Genomic DNA, 19,189 nt, shown 5'->3' with positions numbered 1-19,189 from the left:
CTCATCATTAAAATGCGCCCAATTTGCCGAAAATCTACCTTGAAGGTGTTTTTTGCATTGATTAAGATCGCTAAATCTGAATTAATATGCAAATACAATGACTGAATATTCCTTGGAGGGTGTTTTGATAAAGTCAGCGCTGTTGGTTCTGGAAGACGGAACCCAATTCCACGGTCGGGCCATTGGGGCATCAGGAACGGCAGTGGGGGAAGTGGTCTTCAATACATCGATGACCGGCTATCAAGAAATCCTCACCGATCCCTCCTATTCCCGCCAAATCGTTACTCTCACTTATCCCCATATCGGCAATGTCGGCACTAACGAAGCAGATGAAGAATCGTCCCGCGTTCATGCCCAGGGGTTGGTGATTCGCGATTTACCGCTTATCGCCAGTAACTTTCGCAGCACCGGTTCCCTGTCGGACTATCTCAAACAGAATAACGTCGTCGGCATTGCCGATATCGATACCCGTAAACTCACCCGCCTGCTGCGCGAAAAAGGCGCCCAGAACGGCTGCATCATCGCCGGCGACGCGCCGGATGCGGCGCTGGCCTTGCAAAAGGCGCGCGATTTCCCGGGGCTAAAGGGGATGGATTTAGCCAAGGAAGTCAGCACCGCCGGGCAATACGGCTGGACCCAGGGCAGTTGGGCGATACATGCCGGCCTGCCGGCGCCGGCCGCCGCCGGAGCGCTGCCATATCACGTGGTGGCTTACGATTTCGGCATTAAACGCAATATCATGCGCATGCTGGTGGATCGCGGCTGCCGCCTGACGGTGGTGCCCGCGCAGACGCCGGCCGATGTGGTGCTGGCCATGGACCCCGACGGCATCTTCCTCGCCAACGGTCCCGGCGATCCCGAACCCTGCGACTACGCTATCGCCGCCATCAAAACGTTCCTGGAAACCGAGACGCCGATTTTCGGCATTTGCCTCGGCCATCAGCTGCTGGCGCTGGCCAGCGGGGCCAAGACCATTAAAATGAAGTTCGGCCACCACGGCGGCAACCATCCGGTAAAGGACATCGACGCCGGCCGGGTGATGATTACCGCCCAGAACCATGGCTTTGCGGTGGATGAAACCACGCTGCCGACGAACCTGCGCGTGACGCATACATCGCTGTTCGACGGCTCCTTACAGGGGTTGCACCGCACGGATAAGCCGGCATTCTGTTTCCAGGGGCATCCGGAGGCCAGTCCCGGGCCGCATGACGCCGCGCCGCTGTTCGACCATTTTATCGAGTTGATCAAGACTTATCGTTACCAGGCAAAATAATCAGGAGCAAGACCATGCCAAAACGTACAGATATATCCAGTATCCTGATTCTGGGCGCCGGCCCGATTGTCATCGGCCAGGCGTGCGAGTTCGATTACTCCGGCGCGCAGGCGTGCAAGGCCCTGCGTGAGGAAGGCTACCGCGTGGTGCTGGTGAACTCCAACCCGGCCACCATCATGACCGATCCCGATATGGCGGATGCCACCTATATCGAGCCCATCCATTGGGAAGTGGTGCGTAAAATCATCGAAAAAGAGCGCCCGGACGCCATCCTGCCGACCATGGGCGGACAAACCGCGCTGAACTGCGCGCTGGATCTGGAACGTGAAGGCGTTCTCGCCGAGTTTGGCGTTACCATGATTGGCGCCACCGCCGACGCCATCGACAAGGCGGAAGACCGGCAGCGTTTTGACAAGGCGATGAAAAAAATCGGGCTCGAGACCGCGCGCTCCGGTTTTGCCCATAATATGGAAGAAGCGCTGGCGGTGGCGGCGGACGTCGGGTTCCCCTGCATTATCCGACCCTCGTTTACCATGGGCGGGTCGGGCGGCGGCATTGCCTACAATCGCGAGGAGTTCGAGGAAATCTGCGAGCGCGGCCTCGATCTTTCCCCCACCACCGAACTGCTGATCGATGAATCGCTGATCGGCTGGAAAGAGTACGAGATGGAGGTGGTGCGCGATAAGAACGATAACTGCATCATCGTCTGCTCGATTGAAAATATCGATGCCATGGGCATCCATACCGGCGACTCCATTACCGTTGCGCCGGCGCAAACCCTTACCGATAAAGAATACCAAATCATGCGTAACGCCTCGATGGCGGTATTGCGTGAAATCGGCGTGGAAACCGGCGGCTCGAACGTGCAGTTCTCGGTCAATCCCAAAAACGGCCGGCTGATTATCATTGAAATGAACCCGCGGGTTTCCCGCTCCTCGGCGCTGGCCTCCAAGGCCACCGGTTTTCCGATCGCCAAGGTGGCCGCCAAGCTGGCGGTGGGCTATACGCTTGACGAACTGATGAACGATATCACCGGCGGACGCACGCCCGCCTCGTTCGAACCCTCCATCGACTATGTCGTCACCAAGATCCCGCGCTTTAACTTCGAGAAATTTGCCGGCGCCAATGACCGCCTGACCACCCAGATGAAGTCGGTGGGCGAGGTCATGGCCATCGGACGCACGCAGCAGGAGTCGCTGCAAAAGGCCCTGCGCGGGTTGGAAGTGGGCGCCACCGGCTTTGACCCCAAGGTCAGCCTGGACGATCCGGAGGCGCTGACCAAGATCCGCCGCGAACTTAAAGACGCCGGCGGCGATCGCATCTGGTATGTCGCCGACGCCTTCCGCGCCGGGCTGTCGGTGGACGGCGTATTTAACCTGACCAATATCGACCGTTGGTTCCTGGTGCAGATTGAAGAGCTGGTGCAGTTGGAAAACGTGGTGGCGGAGCAGGGCGTCGGCTGCCTGGATCGGGACTTCCTGCGCCGGCTGAAACGCAAGGGGTTTGCCGATGCCCGCCTGGCGACGCTTGCCGGCGTCTCGGAAGGGGAAATCCGCAAGCTGCGCGAAGAGTATAACCTGCACCCGGTCTATAAGCGGGTCGATACCTGCGCCGCCGAATTCGCCACCGATACCGCCTATATGTACTCTACGTATGAAGAAGAGTGCGAATCCAACCCCACCCGCGATCGCGAAAAAATCATGGTGCTGGGCGGCGGGCCTAACCGTATCGGCCAGGGCATCGAGTTCGACTATTGCTGCGTCCACGCGTCGCTCGCGCTGCGCGAAGACGGCTACGAAACCATTATGGTCAACTGTAACCCGGAGACGGTGTCCACCGATTACGACACCTCCGACCGTCTTTATTTCGAACCGGTAACGCTTGAGGACGTGCTGGAAATCGTGCGCATCGAGCAGCCGAAAGGGGTGATTGTGCAATACGGCGGCCAGACGCCGCTGAAACTGGCGCGCGCGCTTGAGGCGGCGGGCGTGCCGATTATCGGCACCAGTCCCGATTCCATTGACCGCGCCGAAGACCGCGAGCGCTTCCAACAGGCGGTGGAACGCCTGGGGCTGAAGCAACCGGCCAACGCCACGGTGACCACCATCGAACAGGCGGTGGAGAAGGCGGCGACCATCGGCTATCCGCTGGTGGTGCGCCCTTCCTACGTGCTGGGCGGCCGGGGGATGGAAATCGTCAACGACGACGTCGATTTGCTGCGCTACTTCCAGACCGCGGTCAGCGTATCCAACGATGCGCCGGTGCTGCTGGACCGTTTTCTCGACGACGCGGTGGAGGTGGATGTGGACGCCATCTGCGACGGGCAGCAGGTGCTGATTGGCGGCATCATGGAGCATATCGAGCAGGCGGGCGTACACTCCGGCGATTCCGCCTGTTCGCTGCCGGCCTACACCCTGAGCCAGGAAATACAGGACGTGATGCGCCGCCAGGTCGAGAAACTGGCGTTCGAGCTGCGGGTGCGCGGTTTGATGAACGTGCAGTTCGCGGTCAAGGACAATGAGGTCTACCTGATAGAAGTCAACCCGCGCGCCGCGCGCACGGTGCCCTTTGTCTCCAAAGCCACCGGCATGCCGCTGGCGAAGATTGCCGCCCGGGTGATGGTGGGGCAATCGCTGGCCGATCAGGGCATCACCAAAGAAGTGATCCCGCCGTACTACTCGGTCAAGGAAGTGGTGCTGCCGTTTAATAAATTCCCCGGCGTCGACCCCATCCTGGGCCCGGAAATGCGCTCCACCGGCGAGGTGATGGGCGTGGGCCGCACCTTTGCCGAAGCGTTCGCCAAAGCCATGCTCGGCAGCCAGTCCACGATGAAAAAATCCGGCCGGGCGCTGTTGTCGGTACGTGCCGGCGATAAGGGCCGGGTGGTGGATTTGGCGGCCAAACTGCTCAAGCACGGCTTTGAACTGGATGCCACGCACGGCACCGCGGTGATTTTGGGCGAAGCGGGAATCAATCCCCGGCTGGTCAATAAAGTCCATGAAGGGCGGCCGCATATCCAGGATCGCATTAAAAACGGCGAATATACCTATATCGTCAATACCACCGCCGGTCGCCAGGCCATCGCGGACTCGAAGCTTATCCGCCGCAGCGCGCTGCAGTATAAAGTGCATTACGACACCACCATGAACGGCGGCTTCGCCACCGCCATGGCGTTAAACTCGGATCCCACCGAGCGGGTGATTTCAGTGCAGGAAATGCATGCGATGCTGAAGGGTTAACGCGCAATGGCCCCTTGCCCCTCGGGGGAGTGGCCGCGATTCCCATAACCGGTCGCATTGCCGGGACGGCTGTTCAGCGTCCCGGTTTTTTTGACCTTGCGCGCCGGCCGGCGCCACCCTGCGGACGAAACCGGCATCAGCCTAACGCAACCTTGATTCCCAAGGCTATCAGCACTCCGCCCAACAGTTTGTCCACCATTTTTTGCGCTCTGGTTAGCGTACGGCGTACCGGCCTGCTTTGGATCAGCACCACCAGCAGCGGCCACCAGACCAGCGCCAGCAGCAGGATAATGCCCGCATACCACAATTTTTCCGCCACGCCTGATTCCACCCGCAGCACCTGGGTAAATATCGCCAGGAAAAACAGCGTTGCCTTGGGATTGAGCAAGTTGTTCAGGTATCCCTGGATAAAGACGCTTTTCAGCCTTACCGGCTGCGGCGGCGCCTCATTGAGGCTGATTGCGCCGGCGCCGCGCGCAACCAGCGCCTGAATGCCTATCCAGATGAGATACGCCGCGCCGGCATATTTCAGCAGGTTAAACAGCCAGGGCGTGGTGGTAATCACCACCGCCAGGCCCGCCACGCAGTAAGACATATGGGTGGCGACGCCGCAGATAACGCCAAGGGAGGTCATCATGGCGGCGCGCCTGCGGTAGCGGGCGGCGTTTCTGATCACCAAAAAAAAGTCGGGGCCGGGAGAGAGCATTCCAAGCGTGGCGATGGAGGCAACAAACAATGAGGTTTCTAACATGACCGTCTCGGCAATCAACCAGTAAGCGCCTTAGGATAGCGCCGGCGCGGAAGAAGCGCACCCTCGTTCTGGTTCAGCACTTATGTGCCGGATCTCCGCATCGCGGGAACGCGGCGGGACAGACGGGCTCCCGTTGCCGGGAGACACCGCCGCGCCGCCGGTGTTTACAGTAAATCCTCCATTCTGAAACTATATCCTCCCGCCCGCGACGACGGCTCCGTCGTTTGCCCGCGTGTAGCCATGTTTTCGCCTTTGAGGATCAAATCCGCGCGGCCGCGCCGGGTAACGCACAGGACTTCTCCTTGTTCCAGTGACTCAAGCGCGTGCGCCAGGTTGTTGCGCAGCGCGGTGTAACTGATGGTTTGCATATCAGTATCCAATAAAATAATGAACTTTCCCCATTGGTTGGCCTTGCCTTGTTCAGTTGAGCTTAACGTCGGGCATTTCAAAGCGCGGCGAAATGATGCCGTATAAAGTCCAGCCGAGGAAGGTGACGATAGCGCCCCACATCATCGCCTCTTGCCCTGAGCTGTAGAGCGCATAAAAGCTGTAGAGCGCGCCGAGAAACGCAATGCTGTTGGTGACTCGCGCCTTGGCCGGCGGCAGGCCCGCGGATTTCTGGATTACGACGGTGGCCGCCATCGACAGGATATAAGGAATGATATTGGTTACCACCGCCAGGTTCACCAGCACGTTAAACTGTTTGTTCAGCGAGGGGCTGATGGTCATCAACGACAGGCCGGTCTGGATGGCGACGATGATAAGCATCCCCTTCACCGGCGCCTCCGCCTTGTTGGTGTGGGAAAAGACCTGGGGAAAATAGCCGGCGTCGGCGGAGGATTTGAAGACCTGGGCGATGGTAAACTGCCAGCCCAGCAGGGAGCCGACGCATGACATGATCATCAGCGCCATGATGATTTTGCCGACAAAAGGCGTAAACATATAGGAAAACGCCAACCCGAACGGCGCGGTGGAATTCGCCAGCGCCAGGTTGGGGACGATGCCGGCGATAACGTTGGTGGAGACCACATAGATAACCGCTGCCCCGAGCGTGCCGCCCAATACGGCGATCGGCACGTTGCGTTCCGGGTTTTCCACCACGTCCATATTGGCGCAGGCGGATTCCAGCCCCAGGAACGCCCACAGCGTCATGGCGATGGAGGAGCCGATGGCCTCGAAAGTGGGCAGGGCATGGGGATTCCAGGCGGCAATATAGGCGGTGCCGCTAAACCAGAACCACCCGATCAGCGAAATGCCCACAACGGGGATAATGACGCCCCAGATAGTGATACTGCTGATGTTCCCGGTGATGCGCGCGCCGCCGAAGTTGGCCATGGTGGCCAGCCACAGCACCGCGATGGTGGCCAGGCAGATCCCAAGCGGCGTGAGGGTTTGACCCATCAGCTCGGTACCGTAGCCGACGGCGGAGATGGCAATGGCGACATTGGCGATCAGCAGGGAAACGCCATAGGTGTAATTGGCCATAAAGTTACCGGATTTGCCGAAGGCATATTCCGCATAGCCGCCCATCCCGCCGGGCTTACGACTGAACATGCCGCATTTGGCAAACGCGTAGGCCAACGCCATCGACCCCAGGGCGGTGACCAGCCAGGAAACAATGGACAGGGTTCCCACCTCCGCCAGTTTGGTGGGCAGCATGATGATGCCGGAACCCATCATGTTAACGGCGGTCAGGACGGTGAGCTGCACCACACCCATTTTATTTTTCGTTTTGTTCATGATCATGGTCCTTTTTGCTTATTGTTTAACGACATAACCATAGGCGTGCTGAATTCCATCCCGATCGCGCTCAAGATAAACCCCCTGCAGCTCCGGCGAGAAGCCGGGCAGCAGATTGATGCCCTCCTCCAGCGCCAGGAAATAACGTTGCACGGCGCCGCCCCACACTTCTCCCGGCACCATGCAAAGCACTCCCGGCGGATAAGGCAGGGCGCCCTCGGCGGCGATGCGGCCTTCCGCCTTGCTCAGCGGCACCAGTTCTACATTTCCGCGCACGAACTCGCCGTTCGCATCCTGCGGATTCATCGCCACCCGCGGGAAGTTAGCCTGGCGGAACATATCCTTTTGCAGTTGTTTAACGTCATAACTGACATATAAGTCATGCATTTCCTGGCACAGGCGCCGCAGGGTATAACCCTGGTAGCGTTGTCCATGGCTGGCGACGATGGCGGGCAGGACGTCGGATAACGGCGCATCTTGCGTTATATAACGTTCAAAACGGGCGATCTGGGCGACCAGATGCTGCATTTTAGCCATATCTTCCGCCGGCGTAAGCAGGAACAGAATAGAGTTCAGGTCGCATTTCTCGGGCACGATGCCGTTTTCACGCAGGAAATTGGCCAGGATGGTCGCGGGGATGCCGAAATCGGCATACTCGCCGCTGGCGGTGTCAATGCCGGGGGTGGTCAGCAGCAGTTTGCAGGGATCGACAAAATACTGATTCGGCGCATACCCGTCGAACCCATGCCATTTGTCACCCGGCACGAAATTAAAGAAACGCAGGTCCCGCGCCATCTCGCCGGTGGCAAAATCCTGCCAGGGACGCCCTTCCACGCTTACCGGCACAAAGGGCTTGATCATCGAACAGGTATTGAGCAGCATTTTTCGGGTCTCGATTCCCAATGCGACGCAATCCGCCCACAATCGCCGGCCGCTTTCGCCGGCATGCATCCTGGCATTGACGTCCAGCGCCGCGAACAGCGGATAAAAAGGGCTGGTGGACGCATGCAGCATAAACGCATTGTTGAAACGCTTATGATTGCAATAACGCGCCTGCCCCTTGATATGCCGGTCCTTTTTATGAATTTGCGAGGTTTGGGAAAATCCGGCCTGTTGCTTATGCACCGATTGGGTGACGATAATGCCCGGATCGTTTTCGTTTAGCTCCAGCAGCAGCGGGGAACAATCCTTCATCATGGGAATAAACTGCTCATAGCCGACCCAGGCCGAATCAAACAGGATGTAGTCACACAGATGGCCTATCTTATCCACCACCTGTCGCGCGTTATAAATCGTGCCGTCATAGGTCCCCAACTGGATAACCGCCAGGCGGAAAGGCCGTGCCTCGCCGGCGCGGGCGGGGGCCACGCGGCGGATTTGCGCGCGCAGATAGTCTTCCTCGAAACAGTGGGCATCGATGCCGCCGATAAAACCGAACGGATTACGGGCGGTCTCCAGGTAAACGGGCGTCGCGCCCGCCTGGATTAAGGCGCCGTGGTGGACTGATTTATGATTATTGCGATCGAACAGCACCAAATCGCCCCGTGCCAACAGGGCGTTGGTCACCACTTTATTGGACGCGGAGGTGCCGTTGAGGACAAAATACGTTTTGTCGGCGTTAAAGACTTTGGCCGCATGCTGCTGCGCCGCGCAGGGCGCGCCTTCATGGATTAACAGATCGCCCAGCTTAACGTCGGCGTTACACATATCCGCACGGAACAGCGTTTCGCCGAAAAAATCAAAAAACTGGCGTCCCACCGGATGCTTACGAAAAAACTGGCCGCCCTGATGACCTGGGCAGGCAAAGGAGGAATTACCCATTTCCACATATTTTTTTAACGTCGAGAAAAAAGGCGGTAATAATTCATTTTCATATTTCGTCGCTGCGGATTCTACCTGCTTGCCGTAAAAATCGGCATTGCCGTCACCCAATTTAAATACGCCGTTAATCCTTGACAGGTCATCGTTCGCCAGCTCTTCGTGGCTGCCGATGGCGACAAAAATAGGAATGTCGAGACCGGTAAGTTTGATGGCGTCTATGGCGCCATTATGAGTTTCCGGTAGGGATAATACCACCGCCGCAATATCTGAAAAATCGGTATTAATGATATCCACCATCGCCCTTTCGCTATGAAAGCAGGACTTTACATCAGCGTTGGCGACAATTTTCAAGGGTTTCATTTTATTATATTCTCCTGAAGCCGGAACAGAGGATTACCTTCGGTTAAATAGGAATCGACAGTCCCATGGTTATTTTCAAAGCGTAATAATGCTTAATAGTACATATCTGCACTATCAATAAAATGGCGGCCATAGCAATGGCGAACCATCATGTAACAGCCATGGCGGGCTGAAAGTCTTGCGGATGCTGTTCAGTACGGTTCATGGATAATAGCAGCGAGTCAAGATGTATTAAATCATCTTGCTGGCGGTATTATCTATGGAGAGACGGCAATGACAGTCCCGCAAAAGAGGATGCCATGTCCAATGGGAAATTTATCTGAAAGAGAAAAAAGAGAAAGAGAAATAGTCACGGCATCGGGGCATCATTAAATGCCTCACTCTGCGTATATGCGCCATTTTCCGGTTATTGTTTTCCATTATGGTTACCTGTAAGTGGGTAAGCAACGAACTGACAGGCGCTATACTATCGGCCAGGGCGCCGTTTTCTGTGATCAATCTCATGAATATGGCGGTTCTTTAAGGTTGCTATTAGCTAAGAAATAATAAAAAAACCAACGGCGACAGGATTGTTAATTTTAGACGAAATGAATAAACCGCATGATAATTCATTTCATTTTAACGGTAAAAATACCTGAAAAATGAGTGCGTAAAATAGCGCAGTTGAATATGATAAAAGACATGTACAGGTAAGACGCATAAACAGGATTAAATCGCCTCAGCGCGGCTAATAATAGTTTATCGGCCAGGTTATCGTCCGTGGGACGGTCGCCAATGCTGTTTAATCCAGGATGCTTACAGATGAAAATCTGCATGATAATACGAAATTACTGCATGAAGCACAAACAGGGGCATCCGGCCTTAGCCTTTGCGCGGCGATGGATTGACCCCGGCCGGGACCGATACGCCGTGCGCGCAATAGCACGAAATGCTAAACCCTAAAACGCGCCGATAACCCGGTGTCATGTACAGCTTCGGCGTTGGCAAGGAGGTTGACTGGATTATTGCGCGCCGGCATCGTTAATTTTATGTAGATAATAAGTTATATTTTAAATGCGACGCGGCAAATATCATCAGCCGGTAATTAGAACCTTGTGGCTTTATTCATGGCATAATTATGGCTTGCCGACTTTTTTGTTACATGTTAAGAAAAGAGCGTCCACGAAGCGTAGGGTTATCGGAGTGTGGTTGAGTATGGTGCATGTTGATGGCTAGGGAAATAACGCAGGACCAGCAACGGGTCATCACCCGGCTTTGTATTGAATGCGCGCTATTGCTGTTGCAGCACGGCGCGGAAAGCATGATCGTGGAACAGTTGTCGACACGCCTGGGGCTGTCATTGGGCGTGCAGCGGGTGGAAAGCTCCATTTCCGCCAATGCCATAGTCTTGACCACTATTATCAATGATTTTTGCCTGACCTCGACGCGGAAAAATAACGATCGCGGCATTAATATGCATGTGGTGACGCAGGTCCAGCATATCGTCATCATGACCGAACACCGTTTACTGGATGCCGCCGACGTGACCAAACGCCTGGCCCATATCAAGCCGATGCGCTACCCGCGCTGGCTGATGGTGATAATCGTCGGCCTGTCCTGCGGCTGTTTCAGCCGGCTGAACGGCGGCGGCTGGGACGCTTTTGTGGTAACGCTGTTTGCCAGCGGGCTGGCCATGTATGTGCGCCAGCTGTTGACCGCCCGGCAAATGAATCCGCTGATCAATTTTTGCATCACCGCTTTTGTCGCCACCTCCGCCTCCGGGCTGCTGATGCGGCTGCCGGCGTTCCACGACACCTCGCTGGTGGCGATGCCGGCGAGCGTCCTGCTGCTGGTGCCCGGGTTTCCGCTTATCAACGCGGTGGCGGATATGTTTAAAGGCCATGTCAATACCGGCCTGGCGCGCTGGACCATGGCCAGCCTGCTGACGTTATCCATTTGTATCGGCATTGTCCTGGCGATGGCGGTGTGGGATTTCCGGGGATGGTCATGAACCTGTTGCTGGCGTTACTGGAAGATATGTTGCTGGCGGCCGTGCCGGCCCTGGGCTTCGCCATGGTGTTCAACGTGCCGGTAAAAGCGCTGCGTTACTGCGCGCTGCTGGGCGCCATCGGCCACGGCACGCGCATGCTGCTTATCCATTATGGCTTGAATATAGAATGGGCTTCCCTGCTGGCGGCGATCCTGATCGGCATCATCGGCATCCACTGGTCGCGCTGGCTGCTGGCGCACCCGAAGGTGTTTACCGTGGCGGCGGTGATCCCGATGTTTCCGGGCATCTCCGCCTACAGCGCGATGGTGGCGGCGGTGGAAATTTCCCATCTGGGTTATAGCGATGCGTTGATGTCGGTGCTGGTGACCCAGTTTCTGAAGGCGGGTTTTATCGTCGGCGCCCTGTCGATAGGATTATCGCTGCCGGGATTATGGCTGTACCGTAAACGCCCGGGGGTCTAGGCGCGCGCGTTAAGCGCTTTCTGAATTTTGTGACGGACGTCGGCCGGGGCGCTCGACGCTCGCCGGCAGTTTCCGTATAGTGGCTGCAATTTTGCAGCCTGTAAGAGTTTATATGAAAATTAGCCTGATTGCCGCGCTGGCCGTAGATCGCGTAATTGGCCTCGAGAACGCCATGCCATGGCATCTGCCTGCCGATATGGCGTGGTTTAAGCGCAATACCCTGAACAAGCCCGTCATCATGGGCAGGCGTACCTATGAATCCATTGGACAGCCCCTGCCGGGGCGGTTGAATATCGTGCTCAGCCGCCATCCGGCGGCGGACGACCGCGTTACCTGGGTGGCCACGCCGGCGCAGGCCCTGGCCGCCGCCGGTGAGGCGCAGGAAGTGATGGTGATTGGCGGCGGCAAGATCTATGCGCATTTCCTGCCGCAGGCCGGGCGCCTTTACCTGACGCATATTGACGCGGAGATTGAAGGCGATACTTTTTTTCCCGAGTACGAACCGGATCAGTGGCAGTCATCCTTCAGTGAATTCCACGATGCCGATGAGAAAAACAGCCACAGTTTTTGCTGGGAAATACTCGATCGCCGCTAAGGCGCCAGGCCAAAAAAGGCCAGGCGACGGCGGGCAGGCGCAAGGTTGGCTCTTCCCGCTTACATTAACGCGCTGGCTTCGATGCCGCTCTCATCCTGGCGATTGGACGGCTGGATAAAATAGCGTTTATCTTCCCAGCGCAGCATGGTCAGGTTGCCGCCCCAGCAGCAGCCGGTGTCCAGCCCATAGATATTCTCCGGGGTGCCTTTACCTTCAAGGGACGCCCAGTGGCCGAAAACAATACTGTAGTTTTCCGAAACCGGTCCGGGGATCATAAACCACGGACGCAGCGGGGCGGGGGCGCTGTCCGGCGCATCCTTGGCTATCATATCCAGCTGGCCGTTGGGGAAACAATAGCGCATCCGGGTCAGGGCATTGCTGCTAAAGCGCAGCCGCGCCAGACCGCTCAGCTCGGGGGACCAGTTATTGGGCATGTCGCCGTACATGGCGTCCAGGAACAGGGGATAGCTGTCGCTGCTGAGTATGGCTTCCACCTCACGGGCGCAGGTCATGGCGGTGTCAAGATCCCACTGCGGCGTGATGCCCGCATGGGCCATCACCAGTTTTTTTTCTTCGTCCACCTGCAAAACCGGTTGACGGCGCAGCCAGTTGATCAGCGTATCGGCATCGGGTGCTTCCAGCAACGGGGTAATGCGATCCTTAGGTTTATTACGGCTGATGCCGGCATAGACCGCCAGCAGATGCAGATCATGATTGCCCAGCACCAGGCGCACGCAGTCGCCGAGTTCGCGCACAAAGCGCAACACCTGGAGCGACGCGGGGCCGCGCGCCACCAAATCGCCGGTGAGCCACAGCGTATCCGCCGCGGGATTGAATGCCACTTGGGACAACAGTGACGTCAGCTCATCGTAGCAGCCATGAATATCCCCGATTAAGTATGTCGACATAATTAGTGTATAAGTGTTGGGATCGCTAGGCGAAAGACGGGAATGGCAATACGAAATGACTGCCCTTGGTGATCCAGCATTTCATAGTGGCCTTCCATCGTGCCGAGAGGCGTCTCAAGAATGGCTCCGCTGGTATATTGAAACTCGCTGCCGGGCAGGATGAGCGGCTGTTCGCCGACCACGCCTTCCCCCTGCACCTGCGTTTCCTTGCCGTTGGCGTTGGTAATCAGCCAATAACGCCCGACCAGCTGCACGTTATGCCGCCCGAGATTACGTACGGTAATAGTATAAGCAAAGACATAGCGCTCCTGTTCGGGCATGGACTGCGTCTCGACATACATACTTTGAACCTGCACACAAACGCGTGGCGAATTAATCATCACAGCTGCTCCTGTTAGTCCTGTTGCGAAGGATGCTCCGCCAGCCAGTTTGCCAGATGGCAGTACTGCGCCACGGTAATATTTTCCGCGCGTAGAATCGGGTCGATGCCCAACGCTTTCAACTGCTCCGCGGTGAAAAGGTTACCCAAACTGTTGCGCACGGTTTTGCGGCGCTGGTTAAACGCCTGGCTGGTAATGCGCGCCAGTACCTGCAGGTCGCTGACCGGATGGGGCAACTCGGCGTAGGGTACCAGCCTGACCACCGCGGAATCGACTTTCGGCGCCGGCCGGAACGAGGCCGGCGGTACTTCCAGTACCGGGATTATCTGGCAATAATACTGCGCCATCACGCTGAGCCGGCCATAGGCCTTACTGTCAGGTCCGGCGACCAGCCGGTTGACCACTTCTTTTTGCAACATAAAATGCATGTCGCGGATTGCCTGAGTATAGCCGAAAAGGTGAAACATCAACGGCGTGGAAATATTGTACGGAAGATTGCCGAATACCCGCAATGGCTGCCCGAGCTGACGCGACAGCTCGGCGAAATCCACCGTCATGGCATCCTGCTGGATAATGGTCAGCTTGCTGTTGAGGAACGGATGGGTGGCCAGCCGGGCCGCCAGATCGCGATCCAGCTCGATGACCGTCATATGATCGATGCGCTCGGCAACCGGTTCGGTCAGCGCGCCCAGGCCGGGGCCGATTTCCACCATGGCCTGATCGGGCAGGGGATGGATGGCTGAGACGATGGAGTCGATAATATTGCCGTCATGCAGGAAATTCTGACCAAATCGTTTACGGGCCAGATGGCCCTGGTGAACAAGTTTACTCATTACGGTTATTTATCATTTTTATGGCGAGATTTAACGCCGTTTTGATGCTTCCGGCCTCCGCCAGGCCACTACCGGCCAGTTCCAGCGCGGTGCCGTGATCGACGGAGGTACGTATAAAAGGCAAACCGAGGGTAATATTGACCGCACGGCCAAAACCCTGGTATTTCAATACCGGCAGGCCCTGGTCATGGTACATCGCCAGCACCGCGTCGGCATGTTGCAGATATTTGGGCTGAAACAGCGTATCGGCCGGCAGCGGCCCGACCAGGTCATAGCCTTCCGCGCGCAGGCTTTGCAGCGTGGGGATGATGACGTCGATCTCTTCCCGGCCCATATGCCCGCCTTCGCCCGCGTGGGGATTCAGGCCGCAGACATAGATACGGGGGTGGGGAATGCCGAACTGCGCGCGTAAATCATGATCGAGAATGGCGATCGTATCCCGCAGGGCCTGAGGCGTGATGGCCGCCGGCACCGCCGATAACGGCAGGTGGGTGGTCGCCAGCGCCACGCGCAGCGATTCGGTGGCCAGCATCATGACGACGCGTTCACGGCGGCTGCGCCCGGCGAAAAACTCGGTATGGCCGGTAAAGGCCAATCCGCCGTCGTTGATGACGCCCTTGTGCACCGGGCCGGTAAGCAGGGCGCCGAACTCGCCGTCCAGGCATCCGTCGCAGGCGCGCGCCAGCGTTTCCACCACATAGCCGCTGTTGGCCACATCCAGCTCGCCGGCGGTGACCGGCGCGGGGGCGCTAATAGCCAGCACGCTGACGCTGCCCGCCGGCCTCGGCGCCGCCGGCTCACGCGGCCGGTAAGGATGAAGCCGCAGCGGCAGCCCAAGCCGGCGCGCGCGGTCGAGCAGCACCTGCGGGTCGGCGCAGACCACCAGCTCCAGCGGCCAGGCCTGCTGAGCCAGCATGGCTATCAAATCGGGACCAATCCCGGCGGGTTCGCCCGGCGTTACCGCCAGTCGCGCCTTATTGAGCATTGTCATCCATGATTTTGACGTAGGCGCTGGCACGCTGTTCCTGCATCCAGGTCTGCGATTCTTCGGCGAATTTACGGTTGAACAGCAGACGATAAGCCTGATCTTTTTTGGTGGCGTCGGTACGGTCAACCTGACGCGAATCAAGCAACTGGATCAGATGCCAGCCGAAGGAGGAATGCACCGGCTGGCTGATTTCGCCTTTTTTCAGGCGCATAAGCGCATCCTGGAACACGGGATCGTAAGCCTGCGGCGCGGACCAGCCGAGATCGCCGCCCTGGTTGGCGGAGCCCGGATCCTGCGACAGCAGTTTGGCCTGGGCGGCAAAATCGGTCTTGCCGCTTTTAATCTGCGCCAGCACGTCGTTAAGTTTGGCTTCGGCCTGCTGGTCGGTCATCACCACCGAGGTGCGCAGCAGGATATGCCGGGCATGGACTTCGGTTACCGAGACTTTTTCATCGCCGCCGCGGATATCGTTGACCTTAAGGATATGGAAGCCGACGCCGGAGCGAATCGGGCCGATAATGGCGCCTTTGGCCGTGCCCTGCAGCCGCTCGGCGAACAGGGACGGCAACTCTTCCAGTTTGCCCCAGCCCATTTGCCCGCCTTTCAAGGCCTGCGGATCGGCGGAATAGCTGATGGCCAGTTTACCGAAATCGGCGCCGCCCTTGATCTGCTTCACCAGCGAGGCGGCCATGGCTTCCGCTTTATCCACCTGGTCCTGCGTCGGGTTTTCCGGCAGCGGGATCAGGATGTGGCTTAGGTTGTATTGCGCGCCGTTGCCGGTTTGCGCGGCAATCTGCTGGGCCAGGGAATCCACTTCCTGCGGCAGGATGGTCACGCGACGGCGTACTTCGCCGTTGCGCACCTCGGCAATCAGCATTTCCTTGCGGATCTGCTTGCGATAGGTGTCGTATCCGATGCCGTCGTAGGCCAGGCGGCTGCGCAACTGGTCCAGCGTCATTTTATTCTGCGCGGCGATGTTGGTAATGGATTGGGTCAACTGATCGTCGGTGACGGTAACGTTGTTGCGCTGGGCAATGGCCAGAATGATATTGTCCATGATCAAACGCTCTATAATCTGACGCCGCAGCGTTGCGTCATCGGGCACCTGCTGTTTTGCATCCTGCGCATTGCGTTTAACCGATTGCAACAGTCCGTCCACGTCACTTTCGAGGACAACACTGTTGTCAACCACGGCAGCCACTTTATCCACGACCTGGGGCGCTGCGAACGCGGTTTGGGCGCACATCGCCATGCAGAGAATAAGCGTTCTCCAGTTTTTCATAACTTTTCCATATATATCAGCCGCATTCGCGGATTCTAGATTAACATTCGCTGGTCTGAAACGGCGTTAAAACGCCCGTTGGTACGGCAGGATGCCGGAAGCCAGCATCTTGTCGGTACCGAGGCCATAATCGCTGCTCAGACCGCGCAGTTGTATATTAAACGTCACGGCATTGTCGTAATTACTGCTGTTACTGGTGTTATTTATGTTGCCCCAACTGGTGATTTTACGATCGTAGCCCACCGTCGCCGCCCAGCAACAGGTATTGTACTGCACGCCAATCAGCTGCTCGGCGGGCTGGCTCGCCTTGGTATCATAATAATACGCGCCGACAATCGACCACCGATCGCGAATCGGCCAGCTGGCGATCGTGCCGATCTGCGAGATACCCTGTTGATAGCCCGGATTTGAAATCGTGGGTAACATGGCCTGAATATATTCGGGGCTGGCATAACGGTAGTTCAACTGAATCATGCGGTTATCGTCGCGACGGTATTCCAGCACCGCGTCGCCCAACGCCACGCTGTTCAGCCGGGTGTCATACTGTACGCCGCCGCGCACGCCCCACTGGTCATCGATCTTCCAGAAGGTGTCGCCCGCCCAGACCACGCTGCCGGTTTCGGCATCCTGATCCAGGCTGCTGTTGGTCGAACCGGTGCGCGGACGGGTAAAGTAATAGATTTGACCCAGCGAAGCGTTAAAACGTTCAACCAGGGCGTCATCATAAAGCCGGGTGGTTACGCCGCCCGAGACCTGGTTGGCGGAGGCGATGCGATCCAGGCCGCTGTAGCTGCGGTCGCGGAACAGGCCGGTATAGTCGGTTTGCAGCAGCGTGGAGTCGTAAACGTTGATATTGCTCTGGTCGCGGTAGGGCACATACAGGTATTGCACCCGCGGTTCCAGGGTCTGGGTATAATTTTTCGCCCAGTCCATATCCCGTTCAAAAATCAGTTTACCGTCGGTCTTGAACTGCGGCATAACCCGGTTGACCGTGCCATCCAGCCGGTCATTGGAGGGAAAGGAATTGTAATTTTCAAGATTGTCCTGCTGATAGTGGGTGGCCATCAGCTTGGTTTCGGTATTCAGGCTGCCCCAGCTGTTGGCCAGCGGCAGGCTGATGGTCGGTTCGATATGCAGCCGGGTGGCCTCGGGATTATTGCTGCTGACGCTGGTGAACTTGGCGGCCTGGCTGACGATACGGGTATCGAACGGCCCGACGTCGTTCTTATAATAGGTGACGTCAAGCTGGGGCGCCGCGCGGTAGGCGCTGCTGTTGCCGTAATCCGAGAATATCTGGAACTGCTTGCTGGCAAGGGTGACGTCCCAGTTTTCGTCGGCATAACCGACGCTGAATTTCTGCGTGGCGTAGCCGTCGGTCGTGGTGCCGTACTGTGAATCCAGGTCGGTAAAATAATACGGATCGCTGACCCGGGTATAATCGACGTTGAAACGCCAGACGTCGTCCATCACGCCGTTATGCCGCCAGTACAACATCCAGCGGTCGGTATTCTTGTCCGAGGGATGGTCTGTTGCGTATTCCGAATCGCTTGGCAACCAGTCGAACTGTACCAGGCCCAGGCCCGGCGTGGTCAGGTAGCGGAATTCGTTTTGCAGCTGGGTGCCGCGCTTGCTCATATAATGCGGCGTGATGGTGGCGTCGTAATTGGGCGCCAGGTTCAGGTAATAGGGGGCGGAAAATTCAAAACCGCTCTTGGTGCCGTATTTCGCATTGGGGATCAAAAAGCCGGAACGGCGTTTATCGCCTACCGGCAGTTGCAGATAGGGGCTGTAGAACACCGGCACCTTGCCGATCCTGAACCGGGCGTTATAGATTTCCGCCACCTGCTCCTCACGGTCGTGGATGACCTCCGAGCCTTGGACGCTCCAGCTGTCGTCCCCCGGCAGGCATGACGTAAAGGTGCCGTTTTCCAATACCGTGTAGCGGTTGTTGCCGCGCATTTTCATGGTATCGGCGTCGCCGCGACCCTGGCGTCCCACCATCTGGTAGTCGCCCTGGTAAACGTCGGTGTCCTTGGTGTTCAGGTTCGACCAGGCTTTCGGTCCATTGAGTTTGATCTGATTATCGTTGTAATGGACGTCGCCGGTGGCCGTGGCGATGCGCACCGGGTCTTGCTGGCCGGTCTGCGTCTGCGTGAGCTCCACCTGTTTGGCGTTAAGCGTGCCGTTGCCCTGTTCGACGTCCACGTTGCCGGTAAACAGCGCGTTATCCGGATAGTTGGCCGTCTGGTGGTCCGCCTGGATATGCACCGGCAGTTGATTCGGGTCGCCCGTGACCAGCGGCTTGGTATAGGCAGGCACGCCCAGCATGCATTGATCGGCAAAATCCGCCAAGGCGTGTTGGCTATAAAGCGCCGACCAGATCAGGCTGGCCAGCAATGTAGGGAAACGTTTCTTCATATGCTTTTCGGGTGTTCCGTCATCTTGGGCTTCATGCCGTCAAACGGTCAGAGACTATCTCACTCACCGGAGTTGCGCCAGTGTTAAATCCCGCCGTTTATCCGCGCACCGTTAGGCACAGCGATAAATGACAGGTATGATAAAGCAAAT

General features: G+C 57.4%; 16 protein-coding genes. 5 read left to right on the top strand and 11 right to left on the bottom strand.

Annotated features, from left to right (window positions below; translation table 11 throughout):
* The first annotated feature begins 124 nt into the window (after nt 1-124).
* Nucleotides 125-1,273, top strand: a complete 1,149-nt coding sequence (carA, locus tag VGC33_RS22710; RefSeq protein WP_331123035.1) for a glutamine-hydrolyzing carbamoyl-phosphate synthase small subunit — start codon at nt 125-127, stop codon at nt 1,271-1,273.
* Nucleotides 1,274-1,287: 14 nt separating this feature from the next.
* Nucleotides 1,288-4,512, top strand: coding sequence for a carbamoyl-phosphate synthase large subunit (gene carB / locus VGC33_RS22705; protein WP_331123034.1), 3,225 nt, complete (start codon nt 1,288-1,290; stop codon nt 4,510-4,512).
* A gap of 136 nt (nt 4,513-4,648) precedes the next feature.
* Here the strand turns inward: carB and VGC33_RS22700 are convergent, their stop codons facing one another.
* The 5 genes from VGC33_RS22700 to speFL form a co-directional block, all read right to left on the bottom strand.
* Nucleotides 4,649-5,263 carry a LysE family translocator gene (locus VGC33_RS22700; protein ID WP_331123033.1) on the bottom strand — a complete coding sequence of 205 codons (615 nt, stop codon included), beginning with the start codon at nt 5,261-5,263 and terminating at the stop codon, nt 4,649-4,651.
* Nucleotides 5,264-5,427: 164 nt separating this feature from the next.
* Nucleotides 5,428-5,631 (bottom strand): type II toxin-antitoxin system Phd/YefM family antitoxin, encoded by a 204-nt coding sequence (locus tag VGC33_RS22695; RefSeq protein ID WP_331123032.1) that lies wholly within the window; start codon nt 5,629-5,631, stop codon nt 5,428-5,430.
* 52 nt (nt 5,632-5,683) lie between these two features.
* Nucleotides 5,684-7,003 (bottom strand): putrescine-ornithine antiporter, encoded by a 1,320-nt coding sequence (gene potE, locus VGC33_RS22690; RefSeq protein ID WP_331123031.1) that lies wholly within the window; start codon nt 7,001-7,003, stop codon nt 5,684-5,686.
* A gap of 18 nt (nt 7,004-7,021) precedes the next feature.
* Complete coding sequence (speF, locus tag VGC33_RS22685; protein ID WP_331123030.1) at nt 7,022-9,184, bottom strand: ornithine decarboxylase SpeF; 2,163 nt, start codon at nt 9,182-9,184, stop codon at nt 7,022-7,024.
* A gap of 315 nt (nt 9,185-9,499) precedes the next feature.
* Nucleotides 9,500-9,583: a leader peptide SpeFL gene (gene speFL, locus VGC33_RS22680; RefSeq protein ID WP_410016626.1), complete on the bottom strand. Its 84-nt coding sequence runs from the start codon at nt 9,581-9,583 to the stop codon at nt 9,500-9,502.
* An 802-nt stretch (nt 9,584-10,385) separates the two neighbouring features.
* Between speFL and VGC33_RS22675 the strand changes: the two genes are divergently transcribed.
* The 3 genes from VGC33_RS22675 to folA all read left to right on the top strand — a co-directional run bounded on the left by VGC33_RS22675 (nt 10,386) and on the right by folA (nt 12,230).
* Complete coding sequence (locus VGC33_RS22675; RefSeq protein ID WP_331123028.1) at nt 10,386-11,174, top strand: threonine/serine exporter family protein; 789 nt, start codon at nt 10,386-10,388, stop codon at nt 11,172-11,174.
* Nucleotides 11,171-11,635: a threonine/serine exporter gene (locus tag VGC33_RS22670; protein ID WP_331123027.1), complete on the top strand. Its 465-nt coding sequence runs from the start codon at nt 11,171-11,173 to the stop codon at nt 11,633-11,635. The genes VGC33_RS22675 and VGC33_RS22670 overlap by 4 nt, the downstream gene beginning before the upstream one ends.
* A 112-nt stretch (nt 11,636-11,747) precedes the next feature.
* Nucleotides 11,748-12,230: a type 3 dihydrofolate reductase gene (gene folA, locus VGC33_RS22665; protein WP_331123026.1), complete on the top strand. Its 483-nt coding sequence runs from the start codon at nt 11,748-11,750 to the stop codon at nt 12,228-12,230.
* Between the two features lie 59 nt (nt 12,231-12,289).
* Here folA and apaH read toward each other — a convergent pair whose 3' ends face one another.
* The 6 genes from apaH to lptD all read right to left on the bottom strand — a co-directional run bounded on the left by apaH (nt 12,290) and on the right by lptD (nt 19,039).
* On the bottom strand, nt 12,290-13,138 hold the full coding sequence (gene apaH, locus VGC33_RS22660; protein ID WP_331123025.1) for a bis(5'-nucleosyl)-tetraphosphatase (symmetrical) ApaH: 849 nt from the start codon (nt 13,136-13,138) through the stop codon (nt 12,290-12,292).
* Between the two features lie 2 nt (nt 13,139-13,140).
* Entirely contained in the window at nt 13,141-13,518 is a 378-nt protein-coding gene (gene apaG / locus VGC33_RS22655) for a Co2+/Mg2+ efflux facilitator ApaG/CorD (protein ID WP_331123036.1), read from the bottom strand.
* Between the two features lie 14 nt (nt 13,519-13,532).
* Nucleotides 13,533-14,351, bottom strand: a complete 819-nt coding sequence (gene rsmA / locus VGC33_RS22650; protein ID WP_331123024.1) for a 16S rRNA (adenine(1518)-N(6)/adenine(1519)-N(6))-dimethyltransferase RsmA — start codon at nt 14,349-14,351, stop codon at nt 13,533-13,535.
* Nucleotides 14,344-15,336, bottom strand: a complete 993-nt coding sequence (pdxA, locus tag VGC33_RS22645) for a 4-hydroxythreonine-4-phosphate dehydrogenase PdxA (RefSeq protein WP_331123023.1) — start codon at nt 15,334-15,336, stop codon at nt 14,344-14,346. Before pdxA ends, rsmA begins: the two co-directional genes overlap by 8 nt.
* Nucleotides 15,326-16,621: a peptidylprolyl isomerase SurA gene (surA, locus tag VGC33_RS22640; protein ID WP_331123022.1), complete on the bottom strand. Its 1,296-nt coding sequence runs from the start codon at nt 16,619-16,621 to the stop codon at nt 15,326-15,328. The genes pdxA and surA overlap by 11 nt, the downstream gene beginning before the upstream one ends.
* A 66-nt stretch (nt 16,622-16,687) precedes the next feature.
* Nucleotides 16,688-19,039: an LPS assembly protein LptD gene (gene lptD / locus VGC33_RS22635; protein ID WP_331123021.1), complete on the bottom strand. Its 2,352-nt coding sequence runs from the start codon at nt 19,037-19,039 to the stop codon at nt 16,688-16,690.
* Nucleotides 19,040-19,189: the final 150 nt, after the last annotated feature.

Origin of the sequence: Acerihabitans sp., from assembly GCF_036398755.1 — a bacterium.
Taxonomy (GTDB): Bacteria; Pseudomonadota; Gammaproteobacteria; order Enterobacterales; family Enterobacteriaceae; genus Acerihabitans.
The sequence above is the reverse complement of the archived record's forward strand: the minus strand, read 5'-3'. Positions and strand labels throughout refer to the sequence as shown.